This is a genomic window from Pseudomonas sp. B21-032 (assembly GCF_024748965.1).
Classification (GTDB): domain Bacteria; phylum Pseudomonadota; class Gammaproteobacteria; order Pseudomonadales; family Pseudomonadaceae; genus Aquipseudomonas.
The window spans coordinates 5162784-5182810 of record NZ_CP087180.1; the positions used below are offsets into that span (position 1 = coordinate 5162784).

Annotated in this window: 19 protein-coding genes; 12 read left to right on the plus strand and 7 right to left on the minus strand. The window is 64.1% G+C overall.

All coding sequences use genetic code 11. The features are described from left to right. The first annotated feature begins 9 nt into the window (after positions 1-9). Positions 10-1089, plus strand: coding sequence for an endonuclease/exonuclease/phosphatase family protein (locus LOY54_RS23825; protein ID WP_258608134.1), 1080 nt, complete (start codon positions 10-12; stop codon positions 1087-1089). On the opposite strand, the gene hrpB is transcribed toward LOY54_RS23825, so the two are convergent. Then, positions 1090-3615 carry an ATP-dependent helicase HrpB gene (gene hrpB / locus LOY54_RS23830; RefSeq protein WP_258608136.1) on the minus strand — a complete coding sequence of 842 codons (2526 nt, stop codon included), beginning with the start codon at positions 3613-3615 and terminating at the stop codon, positions 1090-1092. 118 nt (positions 3616-3733) lie between these two features. On the opposite strand from hrpB, the gene LOY54_RS23835 reads away from it, so the two are divergent. After that, on the plus strand, positions 3734-4153 hold the full coding sequence (locus tag LOY54_RS23835) for a polyribonucleotide nucleotidyltransferase (RefSeq protein WP_093379221.1): 420 nt from the start codon (positions 3734-3736) through the stop codon (positions 4151-4153). A 25-nt stretch (positions 4154-4178) separates the two neighbouring features. Next, positions 4179-5051, plus strand: a complete 873-nt coding sequence (locus tag LOY54_RS23840) for a cation diffusion facilitator family transporter (RefSeq protein WP_093379218.1) — start codon at positions 4179-4181, stop codon at positions 5049-5051. A 54-nt stretch (positions 5052-5105) separates the two neighbouring features. On the opposite strand, the gene LOY54_RS23845 is transcribed toward LOY54_RS23840, so the two are convergent. Beyond that, positions 5106-5855: a DUF6515 family protein gene (locus LOY54_RS23845; protein ID WP_258608138.1), complete on the minus strand. Its 750-nt coding sequence runs from the start codon at positions 5853-5855 to the stop codon at positions 5106-5108. A gap of 406 nt (positions 5856-6261) precedes the next feature. On the opposite strand from LOY54_RS23845, the gene LOY54_RS23850 reads away from it, so the two are divergent. Both LOY54_RS23850 and LOY54_RS23855 read left to right on the plus strand, forming a co-directional pair. After that, the gene (locus LOY54_RS23850) at positions 6262-6738 is read left to right on the plus strand and encodes an Lrp/AsnC family transcriptional regulator (RefSeq protein ID WP_010222927.1); all 477 of its coding nucleotides are present in this window, start codon (positions 6262-6264) and stop codon (positions 6736-6738) included. 55 nt (positions 6739-6793) lie between these two features. After that, a complete protein-coding gene (locus LOY54_RS23855; RefSeq protein ID WP_010222926.1) occupies positions 6794-6997 on the plus strand; it encodes a DUF2788 domain-containing protein in 204 nt (67 codons plus the stop codon). Here LOY54_RS23855 and LOY54_RS23860 read toward each other — a convergent pair. The 4 genes from LOY54_RS23860 to LOY54_RS23875 form a co-directional block, all read right to left on the minus strand. Continuing rightward, positions 6994-7623 (minus strand): pseudouridine synthase, encoded by a 630-nt coding sequence (locus tag LOY54_RS23860; RefSeq protein ID WP_258608140.1) that lies wholly within the window; start codon positions 7621-7623, stop codon positions 6994-6996. The two genes, LOY54_RS23855 and LOY54_RS23860, sit on opposite strands and share 4 nt — an antisense overlap. A 6-nt stretch (positions 7624-7629) precedes the next feature. Beyond that, the gene (amn, locus tag LOY54_RS23865) at positions 7630-9135 is read right to left on the minus strand and encodes an AMP nucleosidase (RefSeq protein WP_371128634.1); all 1506 of its coding nucleotides are present in this window, start codon (positions 9133-9135) and stop codon (positions 7630-7632) included. Positions 9136-9167: 32 nt separating this feature from the next. Then, complete coding sequence (locus LOY54_RS23870) at positions 9168-10820, minus strand: acyl-CoA dehydrogenase family protein (RefSeq protein ID WP_258608142.1); 1653 nt, start codon at positions 10818-10820, stop codon at positions 9168-9170. 83 nt (positions 10821-10903) lie between these two features. Then, positions 10904-12895, minus strand: a complete 1992-nt coding sequence (locus LOY54_RS23875; protein WP_258608144.1) for a hybrid sensor histidine kinase/response regulator — start codon at positions 12893-12895, stop codon at positions 10904-10906. Positions 12896-13158: 263 nt separating this feature from the next. Here LOY54_RS23875 and LOY54_RS23880 point away from each other — a divergent pair, with 263 nt between their 5' ends. The 4 genes from LOY54_RS23880 to LOY54_RS23895 all read left to right on the plus strand — a co-directional run bounded on the left by LOY54_RS23880 (position 13159) and on the right by LOY54_RS23895 (position 16619). Further along, positions 13159-13956, plus strand: a complete 798-nt coding sequence (locus LOY54_RS23880) for a hydroxymethylpyrimidine/phosphomethylpyrimidine kinase (RefSeq protein ID WP_045199832.1) — start codon at positions 13159-13161, stop codon at positions 13954-13956. 21 nt (positions 13957-13977) lie between these two features. Continuing rightward, positions 13978-14604 carry a thiamine phosphate synthase gene (thiE, locus tag LOY54_RS23885; RefSeq protein WP_258608145.1) on the plus strand — a complete coding sequence of 209 codons (627 nt, stop codon included), beginning with the start codon at positions 13978-13980 and terminating at the stop codon, positions 14602-14604. A gap of 15 nt (positions 14605-14619) precedes the next feature. After that, on the plus strand, positions 14620-15900 hold the full coding sequence (hemL, locus tag LOY54_RS23890) for a glutamate-1-semialdehyde 2,1-aminomutase (RefSeq protein WP_258608147.1): 1281 nt from the start codon (positions 14620-14622) through the stop codon (positions 15898-15900). A gap of 170 nt (positions 15901-16070) precedes the next feature. Further along, the gene (locus LOY54_RS23895; RefSeq protein ID WP_045199838.1) at positions 16071-16619 is read left to right on the plus strand and encodes a tetratricopeptide repeat protein; all 549 of its coding nucleotides are present in this window, start codon (positions 16071-16073) and stop codon (positions 16617-16619) included. Between the two features lie 7 nt (positions 16620-16626). Here LOY54_RS23895 and LOY54_RS23900 read toward each other — a convergent pair whose 3' ends face one another. Beyond that, a complete protein-coding gene (locus LOY54_RS23900; protein WP_010222917.1) occupies positions 16627-16953 on the minus strand; it encodes a DUF1820 family protein in 327 nt (108 codons plus the stop codon). Between the two features lie 130 nt (positions 16954-17083). On the opposite strand from LOY54_RS23900, the gene miaB reads away from it, so the two are divergent. The 3 genes from miaB (at position 17084) to ybeY (ending at position 20027) form a co-directional block, all read left to right on the plus strand. Continuing rightward, positions 17084-18412: a tRNA (N6-isopentenyl adenosine(37)-C2)-methylthiotransferase MiaB gene (gene miaB / locus LOY54_RS23905; RefSeq protein ID WP_045199840.1), complete on the plus strand. Its 1329-nt coding sequence runs from the start codon at positions 17084-17086 to the stop codon at positions 18410-18412. A 123-nt stretch (positions 18413-18535) separates the two neighbouring features. Next, positions 18536-19537 carry a PhoH family protein gene (locus tag LOY54_RS23910; protein WP_258608149.1) on the plus strand — a complete coding sequence of 334 codons (1002 nt, stop codon included), beginning with the start codon at positions 18536-18538 and terminating at the stop codon, positions 19535-19537. Beyond that, positions 19530-20027, plus strand: coding sequence for an rRNA maturation RNase YbeY (ybeY, locus tag LOY54_RS23915; RefSeq protein WP_258608161.1), 498 nt, complete (start codon positions 19530-19532; stop codon positions 20025-20027). Before LOY54_RS23910 ends, ybeY begins: the two co-directional genes overlap by 8 nt.

Genomic DNA, 20027 nt, shown 5'->3' on the forward strand with positions numbered 1-20027 from the left:
GGTTAGCCGATGACCCGACTACTGCGCAACGCCCTGCTGACCCTGCTTGTTGTGATCGCCCTGCTGTGGCTGCTGGCCAGCCAGCTGAGCTGGCAACCTGAACCGCGCGAGAGCCTGGCGGTCAGTTGCCGGGCCAGCACGGCGGCGCTGGTACCCGGCCAGGTGCTCAAGGTGATGACCTGGAACGTGCAGTACCTGGCCGGCAAGCGCTACGTATTCTGGTACGACCAGGGCCGCGGCGACGATACCCGCCCTACCCCTGAAGACCTCGCCTTCAACCTTGATGAAGTGGCGCGGGTAATCCGCGCCGAGCAGCCGGACATCGTCCTGCTCCAGGAACTGGACAACAACGCCAAGGCCAGCGGCTACCAAGACCAACTGGCACTGCTGCGCGAACGGCTGGTGGATATTTACCCCTGCGCGGTGCAGGCCTACGACTGGAAAGCCGATTTTGTCCCCGACTGGCACATCTTCGGCAGCGGCGGCCGCAGCCTGGCGACCCTGAGCCGCTACCCGATCAAACAGGCCGAGCGCCTGCAACTGCCAGTCGACGCCAGCAATGCCTGGCGGCGCTTGCTGCAACCTCAGCAAGCGATTGTTGCCAGCTACCTGCCGCTGCGCGATGGCGGCCAGCTGGCGGTGCTCAACACCCACCTGGCGACCTTCGAAGCCGGCAGCGATATCCAGCGCCAGCAGGTGCAACAGGTGACGCACCTGCTCGACAAGCTGGAAAGCCAAGGCACACCGTGGTTGATCGGCGGCGACTTCAACCTGCTGCCGCTCGGCCAGTACCGCCGCCTGCCGGCCGAACTGCGCGGCCAGTACGGTGCCGACAGCGACCTGCATCTGCTCTGGGACAAATACCCGATGATCCCCAGCAACGCCGAAGCCAGCGGCGCCGACCGCGCGGCCTGGCTGACCCACTACCCCAACGACCGCAACCTGCAAGGCCCGGACCGCACCCTCGACTACCTGTTCCACAGCCCCAAACTGCAGCGTCTGGGGGCACGGGTAATTCAGCAGGACACCCTGGAGATTTCCGATCACCTGCCAGTGACGGCGCGCCTGCTGTTGCCGGCGCAGCCGTGACTACTTGCGCGGCTTGGCCCGCGCCGTGGCTTCGGCCACCAACGGGTCATCCGGCCAATAGTGCTTGGGGTAGCGCCCTTTGAGGTCTTTCTTCACTTCGGCATAGGTACTGCGCCAGAAGTTGGCCAGGTCCTGAGTCACCTGTACCGGCCTGCGCGCGGGCGACAGCAAATGCAGCAGGACTTGCTGACGGCCCTGGGCGATGCGCGGAGTTTCGGCCAGGCCGAACAGCTCCTGCAGACGCACGGCGAGAATCGGCGGGGTTTCGCTGTAGTCCAGGCGAATGTTCGAACCCGAGGGCACACTCAGGTGCACCGGCGCCTGCTCATCCAGGCGCTGGGGCAGCGGCCAGGGCAGCAGGTTGCGCAAGATCGACGCGAGGTCGAGCTGGGCAAAATGGCTCAGGCGGGTGACCTTGCCCAGGTAGGGTTGCAACCACTCGGACAGGTTCGCCAGCAGCGCGGCATCCCCCAGGTCCGGCCACTCGCTTTCACCACGGCTTGCCAGGTCGAGCTGGCGCAACAGCGCCACCCGTGCCTGCCACTGGCGCAGCTCGGGCGTCCACGACAGCAACTCCAGACCCTTGCGCCGCACCAGTTCCAGCAGTGCCTTGGCGCGGGCGTCTTCATCCAGGCCGGTCAAAGGCTCGCGGCTGAGCACCAGCTCGCCGACCTTGCGCTGACGCTCGGCACGCAAAACGTTCTCGCGTTCGTCCCAGTCGAGGATATCCAGGCTGCGCACCTGTTCGGCCAGCACCCCGTCGAACAGCGCCGGGTCGAAATCGGCGGCCAGGTAAATGCGCTCCTCGCGCTGGCCCTGACGGCTGCCCAGATCGGCGATCACCAGCCACGAATGTTTCATCAAGGCATCGGCTTCGCCAAACAACGCAGCGCGACCGTTGGCCAGGCGATATTCCGCACCGCCGGCACGCCGCTGCTGCGCAACGCGGTCGGGATAGGCCAGCGCCAGCAGGGCGCCGAGCCAGCGCGAATGCTCGGGGTCGGCGACGGCTGCAGTGGCTTTGCCGCGCAGGTAACCGCGGTACTGGCGGGCCAGTTGCCGGGCGCGCTGCACACCGCCCTGCGCGCCTTTGGCCGCGCGGGCTTCGCCGCTGAGCAGGGCCAGGCGGCTATGCAGGTCGGCACCGCCGCCGCGCAGAATGTCGCGTTCACCGAGCAAGGCGGCGACGTTGCAGGCCATGTCGGCCAGGCCCAGGTCCTGGCCGCGCAACAGCAGGTGGGCGATGCGCGGATGCGCCGGCAGTTCGGCCATGGCCTGGCCGTGGGCGCTGAGGCTGTCCGGGCTGTCGGCCTTGAACGCACCCAGGCGCTGCAACAGCTCCAGCGCCTGGCCATAGGCGGCCGCAGGTGGCTGATCGAGCCAGCGCAGTTGTTCGGGGGTAACGCCCCAGCGCGACAGTTGCAGGGCCAATCCAGCCAGGTCAGCCTGGAGAATTTCGGCCGCGCCATAGGCCGCCAGTTGCTCGTGCTGGGCTTCGGACCACAAGCGATAACACACGCCGGGCTCCAGGCGCCCAGCGCGGCCAGCACGCTGGGTGGCGCTGGCGCGGGAGATGCGCTGGGTGTCCAGGCGGGTCATGCCGCTGCCAGGATCAAAGCGCGGCACCCGCGCCAGGCCCGCATCGACCACCACGCGCACGCCGTCGATGGTCAGGCTGGTCTCGGCGATGTTGGTCGCCAGCACCACCTTGCGCAAGCCGGCGGCTGGGGTGTCGATGGCGGCGCGCTGGGCATTGAGGTCGAGCTCACCATGCAGCGGGCACAGGAGGATATCGCGGCGCTCGCCCAGGGCCTCCTGCAGTGACTGATGCACGCGGCGAATCTCCGCCTGCCCCGGCAGGAACACCAGCACGCTGCCCGACTCGTCGCTGATGGCCTGCAGCACCGTATCGACCACCCGCGGCTCAATGAACTCGCCCGCCTGAAACGGCCGGCTCCAGCGAATATCCACCGGGTACATGCGCCCTTCGCTACTGACCACCGGAGCATCGTCGAGCAGGCTCGACAGGCGCTCGCCCTCAAGGGTCGCCGACATCAGCAGGATTTTCAGCGGCGGGTCGTCACGCAACAATTCGCGACCATTGAGGCTCAGGGCCAGGGCCAGGTCAGCATCGAGGCTGCGCTCGTGGAATTCGTCGAAGATCAGCAGGCCCACTCCGTCCAGCGCCGGATCGGCCTGCAGGCGGCGGGTGAGAATCCCTTCGGTGACCACCTCGATGCGCGTGTTCGGCCCGACCTTGCTGTCCAGGCGAATGCGGTAACCAACCGTTTGCCCGACCTGCTCACCCAACTCGCTGGCCAGCCGTTCGGCCGCCGCCCGCGCCGCCAGGCGCCGTGGTTCGAGCATGAGGATGCGCTGCCCGGCCAGCCACGGCTCATCGAGCAGCGCCAGCGGTACGCGGGTGGTCTTGCCGGCGCCGGGGGGCGCTTCGAGCACCGCTTCGTGGCGCTGGCTCAAGGCAGCGCGCAAGGCTGGCAGTACGGCATCGATCGGTAATGATTTCATGGTGGCCCTCAAACAATCCGCCGAGTATAACGGCGAACCGAGCCTGCCTTATCATGGTCTTAGCTGTAGATACAGGCTCTTTGCCTGTATCTTTGTCGCCTTCATTCCGGAGACTTCCATGCGTATTCCCTCCCGTGTCATTGGCGGCGTCGTGATCGCCACCCTGCTCAGCCAACTGACCGCCTGCGGCACCCTGTTCTTCCCCGACCGGCGCGGCCAGATCGAAGGCAAGATCGACCCGGTGGTCGCTGCCCTCGACGCCATCGGCATTCTTTTCTATGTGATCCCGGGCCTGATCGCTTTCGGCATCGACTTCGCCACCGGCGCCATCTACCTGCCCGGCGGCACCACTGCCCAGGTCGCGCCTGAAAAACTCAATGAAGCCATCAGCGCCGACGGCAAGGTCGACAACAGCAAGCTGCAGGCTATTCTCGAAAGCGAACTGGGCCAGCGCCTACCGCTCAACGACCCGCGCCTGATCCAGCACAAGGGCAGTGTCGAGCAACTGGCCATGTACGGCCTCAAGCCCGCTGCTTGAACTCTGACAGGAAGCCACTTTAGGCATGACTCCCTCGGCTGAACACCAACGCCTGCTGCGCCTGGCCACCCGCGCATCGCTGGCGGTGGCCAGTATCCTGATCCTGACCAAGGCGCTGGCCTGGTGGCTCAGCGGTTCGGTCAGCCTGCTGGCCGGGTTGACCGACTCGGCGCTCGATGGCGTCGCCTCGTTCCTCAACCTGCTGGCGGTGCACTACGCCCTGCGCCCGGCCGATGACGACCACCGTTACGGCCACGGCAAGGCCGAGGCCATGGCCGGCATGGCCCAGGCGCTGTTCATCGGTGTCAGCGCGGTGCTGATCGGCGTGCAGGCGGTTGAGCGGCTGCAGAATCCGCAGCCTCTGGGTGACACCGGCATCGGCATTGCGGTGATGCTGTTGTCGCTGGTGCTGACCATTGCCTTGCTGATGCTGCAGGGCAAGGTGATCCGCATCACCGGCTCGACAGCGGTGCGCGCCGATTCACTGCACTATCGCTCTGACCTGCTGCTCAACGGCAGCATTCTCGTTGCCCTGGTGCTGGCGCGCTTTGGTTGGCCACAGCTGGATGCAATCTTCGGCCTGGGCATTGCCCTGTACATCCTCTGGAGCGCCCTGCAGATTGCCCGCGAGAGCAGCTCGATCCTGATGGATCAGGAGCTGCCCGGCGACATCAGCGATCAGATGCTGGCGCTGGCCTGCAGTGTGCCGGGGGTGCGCGGCGCCCACGACTTGCGTACGCGGGTGTCGGGTAGCCACTGGTTCGTGCAATTGCACCTGGAGTTGCCCGGGGACCTGCCGCTGACCCAGGCCCATGCCTTGTGTGACCAGGCAGCGGCGGCGATCAACAGCAAGTACCCCAAGGCTGAAGTGCTGGTGCATGCAGATCCGGTGATGTGAGGCAGTTGGCAAGGCTGCTCTTTGCCAGCGAGGGGCTGCGCAGCAGCACCCGGTTCAGTTGACGCTATACCCCCGCCCGCTCAAACAAGCACTCTGCGCCCGCCGATAGTTATCGGCCACCTGCGCCGACGGCGCGTAGCTGGCCGCAGCCGGGTCAAAACCGGTCTGCTGCACCGCCCAGCGGTGGCATTCGTAGCGGTCGCGATCAAGCTGCTGCGGGCTCTGGCCCTGCGCGGGATAAGCAATCACGTCATAACCTGGGCCGCTTCGGGCCGGCGTACTGGCCGCCGGCGGGTTGACCACCACATACTCGCGGCTGTCTTCCAGGTACTGGTAATACGTCCCTGCCGCCAGAAAGAACAGCGCACTGCCTATCCACACTTGCTGGGCATAGTCGGGCAGGTAGTTGACCCGCACGCCATAGGGCGGAGTCACCACCACATAACGCGGGCCTTGCGGGCGATACCAGTAGCCGCCGGAATAGAAGTAGTCATGCCCGCGATAGGGCACCTTCCAGTACTGCTCGGGGAAGTGTTCGATGGTCTGCCCCGGACGGTATTGCGGCTCCGGCCCCCAGCCATTGCCGTGGCCATCCCCATGCCCACTGCCACCGGCGTGGTAATAGCGGTTGTCGTTGCGCCGCGGGATATCCTGGTAATAGCCGGTGCGTGGCTCCTGGGTCTGGCGCACTTCATCGGGCCGCGACAGCAAGGGTGAAGCTCCCTGGCCCTCAGCCAGCAGCGGCAGATTGACACTCGTGCACAGCACACCCACACCCGCCATACCCCAGACACGCGACTTCATACTTTCCTCTCGGACCGATAACAAGGGGCCTGTAATTACTCTATCAGGCCGTCTGCCAGGGGTTATCGGCCGCCAGATGAAATTTGAGTAATAAAAAAGGGAGACCCTGGGGTCTCCCTTTGAGAATTTTGTCCGTGCTCGGCGCTTGTGACACCGGCTCACCTCACGCCGTCTTGTGGACAGTGTGTAGCCCGGGGGCCGAGCACAACCTGGTGGGGTTGCTGGCCGCAGCTGGCCTGATTCGGCCCGCCGCACTGGACTGATGTCCGGGCAGTGATTCTGGTGATAAGAATACGGCGATGGCAGCGGCAGAGGATTGCGAAGATTGCTCATTTAAATATCACTTGCGCAATTTTTGCCTACAGATTGATAATTCGACGCAATCGAAACAGAAAAGGCCAATCCCATGAGCAAGCTCGACCGTTATGACCTGAGCATTCTTGCCGAATTGCAGCGCGACGCGCGTATCTCCAACCAGGAACTGGCCGAGCGCATCGGCCTGTCGCCTTCGCCCTGCTCGCGTCGGGTCAAGCAACTGGAAGACGACGGTTATATTGCCCGCCAGGTCGCCCTGCTCGACCGCAAGAAGCTCGGCCTGAGCCTGACCGCCTATGTGCTGATCGGCATGGACCGGCACACTCCCGAGCGCTTCGAGACCTTCGAAGCGGCGATCCGCAGCCTGCCGCAGGTGCTCGAATGCAGCCTGGTGACCGGAATGGATGCCGACTACCAACTGAAAGTCGTGGTGCCCGACATGGACCATTACCAGCAGTTGCTGCTCGGCCACCTGACCCGTATCGAAGGCGTGACCAGCGTGCGCTCCAGCTTTGTTCTCAACCAGGTACTGGCCAGCACCGAACTGCCGCTCACGCACCTGCGTTAGTCAGGCTGGCAACGGCGGCGTATAATCGCGCGCCTCAACCTGCCGGAGAGTATCGATGGATCCTGCGTTGTTCGAAGAATGGATGATGACCATCCTGGTCACCATCCTGATTGGTTTCATGGGTTTTATCGTCTGGGACCTGGCGAAAAAATCCAAGGCCGGCAAGTTCGGCACCTTCATCCTGTTTTTCGTGCTGGGCCTGGGCATCCTCGCCTTCATCATCAAAAGCGTGGTGATCGGCTTCATCGAAGGCGTCTAAAGCTTGGCCGGTACTTCCCGCCACTGGCCCTGATCGAGGCCATCCAGGCTCCAGTCGCCGATCCGCACGCGCACCAGGCGCAGGGTCGGCAAGCCGACGGCAGCGGTCATGCGCCGCACCTGACGGTTGCGCCCTTCCTTGATGACCAGCTCCAGCCAGCTTGTCGGTACGCTTTTGCGAAAGCGTACCGGCGGGTTGCGTGGCCACAGTTCGGGCTCGTCGAGCTGACGGGCCTGGGCCGGCAAAGTCGGGCCGTCGTTGAGCTCGACGCCATCGCGCAAACGCTGCAGTTGCTCCTCGCTCAGCTCCCCTTCTACCTGTACCCAATAGGTTTTCGCCAGCTTGTGCCTGGGGTCGGCGATCCGCGCCTGCAACTGGCCGTCGTTGGTCAACAGCAGCAGGCCCTCGCTGTCACGGTCCAGGCGCCCAGCCGGGTAGATGCCGGGGATGGCGATGAAGTCCTTGAGGGTCGCGCGCCCTTCGCCGTCGCTGAACTGGGTCAGCACGTCAAAGGGCTTGTTGAACAGGATCAACCGCGGCTCGGCCGGCGGCGCCTTGGCGTGGCGACGCGGGCCGGCGGGTTTGGCCGCGGGGCGCCGCGGCTTGGAGCGTGGGGGTAACGACATGGGGCCTCAGCGGAACGGCGGCTCGTCAAAACTGCGCAGTTTACGCGAGTGCAGCGAGTTGAGCTCGGTACGCAGCAGGTCGAGGGCAGCGATGCCGATCTTCAGGTGCTGGCTGACCGCCCGGTTGTAGAAGGCGTTGGCCGCTCCCGGCAGTTTAATTTCGCTGTGCAGCGGTTTGTCGGAGACGCACAGCAAAGTGCCGTAGGGTACCCGCAGACGATAGCCCTGGGCGGCGATGGTGCCGCTTTCCATGTCTACCGCCACCGCCCGCGACAGGTTGATCAACGGCCGTTCCTGCGCCCAGCGCAACTCCCAGTTACGGTCGTCGTAGGTCAGCACGGTGCCGGTGCGCAGGCGCTTTTTCAGCTCGTCGCCACGCTCGCCGGTCACCTGCGCCGCCGCTTCCTGCAAGGCCAGTTGCACTTCGGCCAGGGCCGGAATCGGAATGTTCGGCGGCACTACCCGGTCGAGAATCCCGTCGCGGCGCATGTAGGCGTGGGCCAGCACGTAGTCGCCGATGGTCTGCGATTGGCGCAGGCCGCCACAGTGGCCGATCATCAGCCAGCAATGCGGGCGCAGTACCGCCAGGTGGTCGGTGATGTTCTTGGCGTTGGACGGGCCGACGCCGATGTTGACCAGGGTGATGCCGTCGCCATCGGCGGCGATCAGGTGGTAGGCCGGCATCTGGTAGCGGTGCCACACCACTCCGGCAACCAGGGCCTGGGCTTCACCGTTGTCCATGGCCTTTTCGATGATTACGTTGCCGGGCAGGACCATGCGTACGAAACGCGGGTCGTCACGCAACCGCTCAAGGCCGTGGCTGATGAACTGGTCGACATAGCGGTGGTAGTTGGTCAGCAGGATCCACGGCTGCACATGGCGCCAGTCGCTGCCGGTGTAATGCACCAGGCGGCGCAGGGAAAAATCCACCCGCGCGGCGTCGAACAGCGCCAGCGGCAGCGGGTCGACGTTGGCCCAGTCGTACAGGCCGTCAGCGATGCCATCGGTGGCGGCAGAAAGATCGGTGCTGGGGAACACCCGCGCCAGCGCCGCAGCCGTAATGCCCGTACCGGCCAGTTCGTCGCCCTGCTCGACCACATAGGGGTACGGAATGTTCTGCTGGCTGACGCCCACTTCAACCGTGACGGTGAAGTCGCGCATCAGCGGCTTCAATTGCTCCAGCAGGTAACCCCGGAACGCCGCCGGCTGGGTCACGGTCACGCTGTAGGTGCCCGGCAACTGGACCTTGGCGTAGGCGCGGGTGATCGCCGGCACTTCGCCATGGTACTGGTAGGTCAGGCGCAGCTCGGGGTAGCGGAACAGTGCGCGCTCCTCGGCATCCGGCTCGGTGCGGTCCTTGAGGTAGCGCTTGAGCGCCTGGCTCAGGGCCGCGGTGGCTTGTTCGTGCAGGGCGGCGAGGCGATCGACGGCCTGCTCGGCGGTTTCTACGACAACGAAGGCTTCATCAGTACGGCTCACAATGTACTTCCTGTCTGACATGCATACGCCCATCTTGCCTATATCCGGCGGCAAAGGCACGCACGTTAGAGCGGCCAGTTCGGGGTCGAGCGTTGCACCAGCGCGGCGACGTCGACGCCACGGGGCAGTACGCCATACACCCGGCCATTGCCGCCCAGGCGGCTGGCAATAAAGGCATCGCTGACCGCGGCGTTACCGGCTTCGAGCAGCAGCTTGGCCTGCAGGCCGACGGCGATGTCTTCGGTGAGCTGGCGGGCGCGGTACTGGATGTCCGCGGTGTCGGCAAAGGCCGCCTTGAGGTTACCGATATGTGCGGCCAGGCGCGGGTCGCCGTGGCCATCACCGAGCTCGGCGAACAACGTGTCGAGCACACCTGGCTCCTTGGACAGTGCCCGCAACACGTCCAGACACTGGACATTGCCTGAACCTTCCCAGGTCGAGTTGACCGGCGCTTCGCGGTACAGCCGCGGCAGGATGCTGTCTTCGACATAACCGGCGCCGCCCATGCATTCGGCCGCTTCGTTGATCATTGCCGGCGCACGCTTGCAGATCCAGTACTTGCCCACGGCGGTAATCAAGCGGGCAAAACGCGCCTGGTGCGGATCATCCGGCTGGTCGAGGGCACGGCCCATGCGCAGGCTCAGGGCCAGCGCCGCTTCACTTTCCAGGGCCAGATCGGCCAACACGTTCTGCATCAATGGCTGCTCGGCCAGCAAGCGCCCGCCAACCTGGCGATGGGCGCAGTGATGGGCAGCCTGGGTCAGGGCCTGACGCATCAGGGCGCTGGAGCCGACCATGCAGTCGAAGCGGGTCATGGCCACCATCTCGATGATGGTCGGCACGCCGCGGCCTTCTTCGCCGATCATCCAGGCCAGGGCGCCACGGAACTCGACCTCGCTGGAGGCGTTGGAGCAGTTGCCGAGCTTGTTCTTCAGGCGCTGGATATAGAACTGGTTGCGGCTGTCATCCGGGCGGTGGCGCGGCAGCAGGAAGCAGCTCAAGCCCTTGTCAGTCTGCGCCAGGGTCAGGAAGGCATCACACATCGGCGCCGAACAGAACCATTTATGCCCGACCAGCTCATAGGCCTGGCCCGGGCCGGGTGCTCCCACCGGATAGGCGCGGGTGGTGTTGGCACGCACATCGGTGCCGCCCTGCTTCTCGGTCATGGCCATGCCCAGGGTCACGCCGACCTTGTGGCGATCGCCGAGGTTGCGCGGGTCGTATTCGGTGGCCAGCACTTTCGGCAGCCAGTACTCGGCCAGCTCAGGTTGCAACTTGAGCGCCGGCACCGCGGCAAAGGTCATGGTCAGCGGGCAACCACTGCCGGCTTCGGCCTGGCTGTGCAGGTAGGTCATCGAGGCGCGGGCGACATGCGCGCCTTCACGCGGGTCAGTCCAGGGCAAGGACGGCAGGCCATGCTCGATGGCCGTGCGCATCAGTTCATGATAGGCCGGATGGAACTCCACCAGATCGATGCGATGGCCATAACGGTCATGGCTGCTGAACTGCGGCTTGTTCTGGTTGGCCAGAAAGCCTGCGGCCATCAGCGGCCCGCCGGCCAGGGCACCGTACGCGTCGATGCGCTCCTGCGCCCAACCCGCCCCGTAGCGCCGCGACCATTCCTGCAGTGGCAGGTCGATGCGGTACAGGTTGGCCCCGTCCAGGGACGGCGGCTGGTTGGTGACCTCATGGGTTTCAGCGTACTGGTGCAGGTTCATCGAGGGGCCTCCTGGATCCTGGCGTGACTGAATTTTCAGTGAATCACGCCCTGCCCCCCTGTCAAAGTGACAAAAACGCCTAACTAGCCGTGGTTTAACCCTGGCCGAGGCATGCCCAACTGCGCCTGGGGAGGGCTCAAGGGCACGCTCAGGTTCAGCTCGAAACGGCTGCCCAGGCCCGGGTTGGATTCGTGCTGCAGGCGTGCACCGATCAACTCGACCAGCTGCCGGCAAATCGCCAGGCCAATGCCCAAGCCGCCGTATTCACGGGTCATCGAACCGTCGACCTGGAAGAAGCGCTGGTACAGCGTGGCTTCGTCCAGGCAGTCAAAACCGATGCCGCTGTCGCTGACACTGATGCTCAGGCCCAACAGGTCCGGCCCCAGCCGTGTGCCGCGGGCCTGCAACATGACTCCACCCTGGTGGGTGAATTTGATGCCGTTGTCCATCAGGTAACCCAGGCACATGGCCAGCTTGTGTCGATCGCCGATCAGTACGTCAGGCAGCTCCGCCGGGATATCCAGGCTCAGGTACAAGCCCTTGGCCATGGCCGGCGCGGCGTATTCGGCACGCACTTCCTGCAGCAGCGAGCGCAGGCTGAACGGTGCATTTTGCGCGCTGAGGCGGCCGGCCTGCAGTTCGGTGAGGATGAGGATGTCATCGACCATGCCCATCATGTCCTGGGCCGCGGAGCTTGCGGTGTGCTGGTACTGGGCCAGCTCGCCGTCCAGCGACATGGTCTGCATCAGCTCCAGCGAACCGATTACGCCGTTCATCGGCGTGCGCAGTTCGTGGGTGACGGTAGCCAGGAACTGGTCCTTGAGACGGTTGCTGTTGGCCAGCTCGATGTTCAGCTGTTCCAGGGTGCGGCCGGTTTCGCGCAGGGTGCGGGCCTGCTCGTCGCGCATGCTGTTGATGCGGTCGGCCAGGGCCAGGGACAACAGGCCGACCTCCAGCGCCGAACCGATCTGGCTGGCATACATGGTCAGGAACACGTTCGGCAGGTAACCCAGCACCATCAGGGTGTTGACCAGGCCGCCGAGCAAGAATGCCGACCAGGCGATGATGAAGTAGCGGGCCACGCGCAAACCGCGGCGCCAGGCGAAAATCCCGGCGGCGAAAATGCACACGGTAAACAGCAGGGCCAAAGCGGTGGCCAGGCGCAGGGCAACACCGTAGCTGCTGGTCAGCGACAACAGCATGACCAGCGCGCCGCAGCCCATCAGCACCTTGAGCACTGCATCGAAGGCACGGCTGTGATTGCGCAGTTGCAGGAAACTGCGGGCAAACTGGCAACCGAACAAACCTGCCGCGCCGATGAACATCGGCGTGGCGGCGTTCGCCCACCAGGGACTGTCCGGCCAGAAATACGCAACGCCAGCGCCGTTGACCGACACCTGGTACAGGCCGAACGAGGCGATGTAGAGGATGTAGTACAGGTAACTGGTGTCGCGTACGCTCAGGTAGATGAACAGGTTGTACACCAGCATCCCCAGCAATACGCCGTAGATCAGGCCCAACACGTACAAGCGGGTGGGCTGTGCTTCGAGGTAGGCCTGGGCCGACCACAGGGTCAGCGGCGCTTGCACCGACCCTTCGCTGTGCAGGCGCAAATAAGCGGTGGTGGTCTGGCCGGGGGTGAACGGTAATTCGAACAGGTAGTTGTTCTGTTTGATCTGCCGGCTGGCATAGGGCAAGGCGTCGCCGGTGCGCTGGGCCAGGTGGAAGGTGCCGCTGGCGTCGGCCAGGTAGAGTTCCAGGTGATCGAGCGGCGGGTAGGCCAGTTCCAGCAACCAGGCGCGGGGCGCAGCCGAGGGCAAGGCGGTGTAGCGCAGCTGGACTTTCAGCCAGAACACCGAGGTGGAGTAACCGGCGTTGAGGACCTCAGCCCGATGCGGGCGAAAATGCTCGGCGAACGAGGGCGCACTGACCTGCGCAATGCTGGCATTGCCATCGCGGTCTTCGAACACTTGCATCACTTGCCCCAGCGGCAAGCTGCGGGTGGAGTCGTCGAAATCGACCGCCGGGGCCAGTAACGGCAACCAGCCCAGCACAACAATCAGCAAATAGCGCATACAGCCCCAGCATGGCCTGTCCCGGTCGCGTCGCGTAGCCTCCTGTCCGTTTGAGGCGATGCAATCCGGCAGTAACCGTTATCGGTTTATTCGAGCACTCTAGCATAGCTTTCCGAGCCTGCCAGATGCCACTGAAAACTTTACGCCGAAGGCTCTAGAACGCCACTTTCAGCGATTTCACAAGTACAGTTCAAACGCCCGTTGAAAAATCCCCGGCGCCGGGGCGGACCCAGCAAAAGCGTTTGGTGATAAGCTCGCGCACCATGAATACCTACAGCTCCCGCCCCGTTGTCCTCTGTCTCTCCGGCCACGACCCCAGTGGCGGTGCCGGCTTGCAGGCAGATATCGAAGCCCTGATTGCGCAAGGCTGTCATGCCGCTCCGGCCGTGACCGCCCTGACCGTTCAGGATACCGTCAATGTCACTGACTTCCGCGTCCTCGACCGCGAGTGGGTACTGGCCCAGGCCAATGCCGTGCTTGCCGATTCGACCGTAGCGGCGGTCAAGCTGGGCATGCTCGGCTCGACCGAAATGGTCGATACCGTGGTCGAACTGCTCAGTGCCCACCCGCACCTGCCGCTGGTCTGCGACCCGGTCCTGCGCGCTGGCGGCGGTGGCCGCCTGGGCAAGGATGAAGTCGGCTACGCCATGCGCGAACGCCTGCTGCCGCTGGCAACCATTGCTACCCCCAACCTTCCCGAAGCGCGCATCCTGGCCGAGCTGCCCGACGGCAGCGCCGATGAATGCGCCGAAAAACTCCTGCCGTTTGTCAGACACCTGCTGATCACCGGCGGTCACGGTGACGAACACGAAATCCACAACCGCCTGTACAGCCGCGACGGCCAGCGTCATACCTGGACCTGCCAGCGCCTGCCCGGCAGCTACCACGGCTCCGGCTGCACCCTGGCCAGCGCCCTGGCCGGCCGCCTGGCCCTTGGCGAGCAACTGCAAAGCGCGGTGCGTTCGGCCCTGGACTACACCTGGCGGACCCTGCGCGACGCCGAGCAACTGGGCAAAGGCCAGTACGTGCCGCGCCGCCTGCCCCTGGATTTCTGTTCCTGATCTTCGCTTGAGGTCTACACCATGAAGTTACGCGGCCTGTATGCCATCACTGACAGCCAGTTGCTGGCCGGCAAGTTCCTGCCCTATGTCGAAGCGGCGCTTGAAGGCGGCGTGACCTTGCTGCAGTACCGTGACAAAAGCCAGGACGATTCCCACCGGCTGCGCGAAGCCGAAGCCCTGGCCGAGCTTTGCGCACGCTACAAGACCCAACTGATCATCAACGACGATGCCGAGCTGGCCGCGCGCCTGGGTGTCGGTGTGCACCTAGGCCAGACCGATGGCCCGCTGACGCCAGCGCGCACCCTGCTCGGCCGCGAAGCGATCATCGGCTCGACCTGCCATGCCCAGCTTGAGCTGGCCGAACAGGCCGCCCGCGAAGGCGCCAGCTACGTCGCCTTTGGCCGCTTCTTCAACTCGGTGACCAAGCCGGGCGTGCCCGCCGCCGACATCGCCTTGCTGGAACAAGCGCGCACCCGCATCAAGCTGCCGATCTGCGTGATCGGCGGCATCACCCTCGACAACGCCGCCCCGCTGGTCGCCCACGGCGCCAGCCTGCTTGCGGTGATTCACGGCCTGTTTGGCGCCGACAGCACGCAGGAAGTCACCCGCCGTGCACGCGCCTTCAACGCCCTGTTCGCTTCTGCCTGATTGAGAGAGCCCATCATGTCTCGTTCCGAAACCCTGTTTGCCAACGCCCAGAAACACATCCCCGGTGGCGTCAACTCGCCGGTGCGGGCGTTCAAGAGCGTTGGCGGCACGCCACTGTTCTTCAAGCATGCCGCTGGCGCCTATGTCACCGATGAAGATGACAAACGCTACGTCGACTACGTTGGCTCATGGGGCCCGATGATCCTTGGCCACAGCCACCCGGACGTGCTCGACTCGGTGCGCAAGCAGCTGGAACACGGTTTGTCTTATGGCGCGCCAACCGCCATGGAAACCGAAATGGCTGACCTGGTCTGCTCGATCGTGCCCTCGATGGAAATGGTCCGCATGGTCAGCTCCGGCACCGAAGCGACCATGAGCGCCATCCGTCTGGCCCGTGGCTACACCGGCCGCGACAGCATCATCAAGTTCGAAGGCTGCTACCACGGCCACTCCGACAGCCTGCTGGTCAAAGCCGGTTCCGGCCTGTTGACCCAGGGCGTGCCAAGCTCGGCCGGCGTGCCGGCAGCCTTTGCCAAACACACCCTGACCCTGCCGTTCAACGACATCGACGCGGTCGAGAAGATGCTCGCCGAAGTCGGCCAGGAGGTTGCCTGCATCATCGTCGAGCCGGTAGCCGGCAACATGAACTGCGTACCGCCGGCGCCGGGCTTCCTCGAAGGCCTGCGCACACTGTGCGACAAGCACGGCGTGGTGCTGATTTTCGACGAAGTGATGACCGGTTTTCGCGTCGCCCTGGGTGGCGCCCAGGCGCACTACGGCGTTACCCCGGACCTGTCGACCTTCGGCAAGATCGTCGGCGGCGGCATGCCGGTGGGCTGCTTCGGCGGCAAGCGCAAGATCATGGAACAGATCGCGCCGCTGGGCCCGGTCTACCAGGCCGGCACCCTGTCGGGCAACCCGCTGGCCATGGCCGCCGGCCTGACCACCCTCAAGCTGATCAGCCGCCCGGGCTTTCATGACGAGCTGAGCGCCTTCACCAGCCGCCTGCTCGATGGCCTGCAACAGCGCGCCGATGCTGCTGGCATCCCGTTCGTCACCACCCAGGCCGGTGGCATGTTCGGCCTGTACTTCAGTGGCGCCGACGATATCGTTACTTTCGATGACGTCATGGCCAGCGATGCCGAGCACTTCAAGCGCTTCTTCCACCTGATGCTCGAAGGTGGCGTGTACCTGGCGCCAAGCGCCTTCGAAGCCGGCTTTACCTCGATCGCCCACGGTGACACCGAGCTGCAGATCACCCTGGATGCGGCTGAGAAGGCGTTTGCCAAGCTGTAATTCAGTGGACCATCGCGGGGCAATCGTGTGCCTGCAGGCGCACGATTGCCCCGCGATGGGGCCTTGCAAAGCAGAAAATCGAGTAAAGACTTTGTAAGGTAGGCGCTGCTTATCCCATAATGTGCCACCAGACACTTTGGCCGCAGCTTTGCAGAGGTATGTCGATCCCCATGAACCGCACCGGCCGCGCCCTCGCCCTGGGCTGCCTGTTGCTTCTTCAGCCCCTGCTGGCCACGGCAGGCGGTAACTCGTTGCTGATTCCGGCAACGGGCCGCTGCACCCTCGATTCCCAGCCCGAAGACCTGCCGCAAGCCCTCGCCGCCTGCCAGGACGCGGCAAAGTCCGGGGATGCCCAGGCCCAGTACGAGTTGGGTGAGTTCTACTACGAGGGCACCAACACCCCGCGCGACCTCAACCAGGCCCTGAGCTACTTCGAGCAAGCCTCGCTGCAAGGCCACGCCGAGGCGCAATACCGCCTGGGCAGCATGTTCTACAAGGGTGAAGGTGTGGCGGCCAACAATGTGCAGGCCTACATCGTGCTGAAGATGGCGGCGGTCAACGGCGCCGAAGATGCCCTGGACATGGCCGACGAGGTGTCTGCGAAGATGCCCCGCGATGAACTGGAAGTCGCCACCCAGGTGCTGGGGCAGATTTTCCGCAAGTACCTGCTGGAGCTGCAGACCGCCGAAGGCCGCACGCCCTTCTCGCCGCTGCCCTGATCCCCGCTTACTTTTCCGGCATTGGCATCGGGAATGGCATTACATTGCCAGTACCGCGTGCTTCGCTGATCTTCGGCGTGCCCAGACGCTCCACCTCGTCGATACGCACGATCGAATGCATCGGCACAAAGCTGCGCACCACGCCTTCGAACTGGGCCTTGAGCTTTTCTTCGCTCGGGTCGACCACCACCTGGGTGCGCTCGCCAAAGACAAACTCCTCGACCTCAAGGAAGCCCCACAGATCGCTTTGGTAGATCTGTTTGGCGTACATCTCGTACACCTGGCCCTGGTTGAGAAAGATCACTTTGTAGATCGGAGCTTCGCGTTTGGTCATTTTGGGCGGGGACAATCAAGGGTGGTAAAGAAGTCGCAAACTATAACATAGGCACCGGGCCGACAACGCTAGGATCCACGGCGCCGGCCCCTTATAATGTGCGGTTCTTCGAATTACCAGATGATCTCCCATGGCCAAGAAGCTTTACATCGAAACCCACGGTTGCCAGATGAACGAGTACGACAGCTCGCGCATGGTCGATCTGCTGGGTGAACATCAAGCCCTTGAAGTCACGGCCCGCGCCGAAGACGCCGACGTCATCCTGCTCAACACCTGCTCGATCCGCGAGCGTGCCCAGGACCGGGTGTACTCCCAGCTGGGTCGCTGGCGTGAACTCAAGGACCTCAAACCGGACATGGTCATCGCCGTCGGCGGCTGCGTGGCCAGCCAGGAAGGCGAGTCGATCCGCAAGCGCGCGCCGTATGTCGACGTGGTCTTCGGCCCGCAGACCCTGCACCGCCTGCCGGAAATGATCGACGCGGCGCGCACCACGCGCCTGCCGCAGGTCGATGTGTCGTTCCCGGAGATCGAAAAATTCGACCACCTGCCCGAGCCACGCATCGACGGCCCCACCGCCTATGTCTCGGTAATGGAAGGCTGCAGCAAGTACTGCACTTTCTGCGTGGTGCCCTACACCCGCGGCGAGGAAGTCAGCCGGCCGTTCGACGACGTGCTGGCCGAGGTCATCCACCTGGCCGAGAACGGCGTGCGTGAAGTCACCCTGCTGGGGCAGAACGTCAACGGCTACCGCGGCCAGACCCACGACGGCCGCCTGGCCGACCTTGCCGAGCTGATCCGCGTGGTCGCCGCCGTCGATGGCATCGAGCGCATCCGCTACACCACCTCGCACCCGCTGGAATTTTCCGACAGCCTGATCCAGGCCCACGCCGAGGTGCCGGAGCTGGTCAAGCACCTGCACCTGCCGGTGCAATCGGGCTCCGACCGGGTGCTGGCGGCGATGAAGCGCAACCACACCGTCCTCGAGTACAAGTCCAAGCTGCGCAAGCTCAAGGCGGCGGTACCGGGCATCTGCATCAGCTCGGACTTCATTGTCGGCTTCCCCGGCGAAACCGAGAAAGACTTCGAGCAGACCATGAAGCTGGTGGCCGACGTCGGTTTCGATTTTTCCTACTCGTTCGTCTACAGCCAGCGCCCGGGCACCCCGGCCTCGGACTTGCCGGACGAAACCCCGGAAGAACTGAAAAAAGAGCGCCTCAAGGCCCTGCAGCACCGCCTCGACACCCAGGGCTTCGAGATCAGCCGACAAATGGTCGGTACGGTCCAGCGCATTCTGGTCACCGACTACTCGCGCCGCGATCCTGGCCAGTTGCAGGGGCGTACCGAGAATAATCGTATCGTCAACTTTCGCTGCGACAATCCCAAGCTGATCGGCCAGTTCGTCGATATCCATATCGACGACGCGCGCCCACACTCGCTGTTCGGCTCGCTGGCCCACTGAGCTGTCCTGCCGGGCCTGGTTACAGGCCCGGCGACCCTTGATCGTTTCAGCGCTTTCGCCCTGCAGCGGCTAGGGTTATCCTTGAGACCATATCCTTTGCCGTTGGGCGGCTGAAAAACGACCTTGAACGCACCTATCGAACCACATCGTTTCATCCTCGAGCCTTTCGAGGCCCATCGCTTCGCCAACCTGTGCGGGCAGTTCGACGAGCATTTGCGCCTGATCGAACAGCGCCTGGCCATCGAAATCCGCAACCGCGGCAATCAGTTCGAACTGATCGGCGAACCCAAGCACACCTCCTCTGCCGAGCAACTGCTGCGCCGCCTCTATCGCGAGGCCAAGGCCACCGAGCTGTCGCCGGAAATGGTCCACCTGTACCTGCAGGAATCGGCCGTCGAAGAGCTGGAGAACCCGGCCGTCAACGAAGTCAGTGTTTCCTTGCGCACGCGCAAGGGCATGATTCGTCCGCGCGGGCTGAACCAGCAGCGCTACGTGAAGGAAATCCTCGGCAACGACATCAACTTCGGCATCGGCCCGGCCGGTACCGGCAAGACCTACCTGGCCGTGGCCTGCGCGGTTGATGCCCTGGAGCGTGAACAGGTGCGACGCATCCTGCTGGTGCGTCCGGCGGTCGAAGCGGGTGAAAAACTCGGCTTCCTGCCCGGCGACCTGGCACAGAAGATCGACCCGTACCTGCGCCCGCTGTATGACGCGCTGTACGAGATGCTCGGCTTTGAACACGTGGCCAAGCTGATCGAACGCCAGGTGATCGAGATCGCACCGCTGGCCTACATGCGCGGGCGCACCCTGAACAACAGCTTCATCATCCTCGACGAAAGCCAGAACACCACGGTCGAGCAGATGAAGATGTTCCTCACCCGCATTGGTTTCGGTTCCACCGCGGTGATCACCGGTGACATCACCCAGGTCGACCTGCCGCGTGGCACCAAGTCGGGCCTGGCCCATGTCATCGAGGTGCTCAAGGGCGTGCCGGGCATCAGCTTTACGCACTTCCAGCCCAAGGACGTGGTCCGCCATCCGTTGGTGCAGCGCATTGTCGAGGCCTACGAGCGCTTCGACAGCCAGCAGCAGAACCCGGCTGAAGGCAAACACCGCGATGCTTGAGCTCGATCTGCAGCTGGCAAGCGATGCGAACCACCCGACCGAAGAACAATTCCGCCAATGGTGCGAGCTGGCCCTGCGCCAGCGCACGGCCGACTCGGAAATGACCATCCGTCTGGTCGATGAAGCCGAAGGCCGCGAACTGAATCACACCTGGCGGCACAAAGACTACGCCACCAACGTGCTGTCGTTCCCGGCCGATGTGCCTGACGAGTTGCTCGACATTCCGCTGCTCGGCGACCTGGTGATCTGCATCGCCGTGGTCGAACGCGAGGCTGTCGAACAGGGCAAGGCGCTCGAGGCCCACTGGGCGCACCTGGTCATCCACGGTTGCCTGCACCTGCTGGGCTACGACCACATTGACGACGATGAGGCCGAGGAAATGGAAGCACTGGAACGAACGTTGCTTGCTGAACTGGGTCATCCGGACCCGTACGCCGACGACGAACACGACGACAATTCAACACTGATATCTGCAAAGGATCACGAGTAA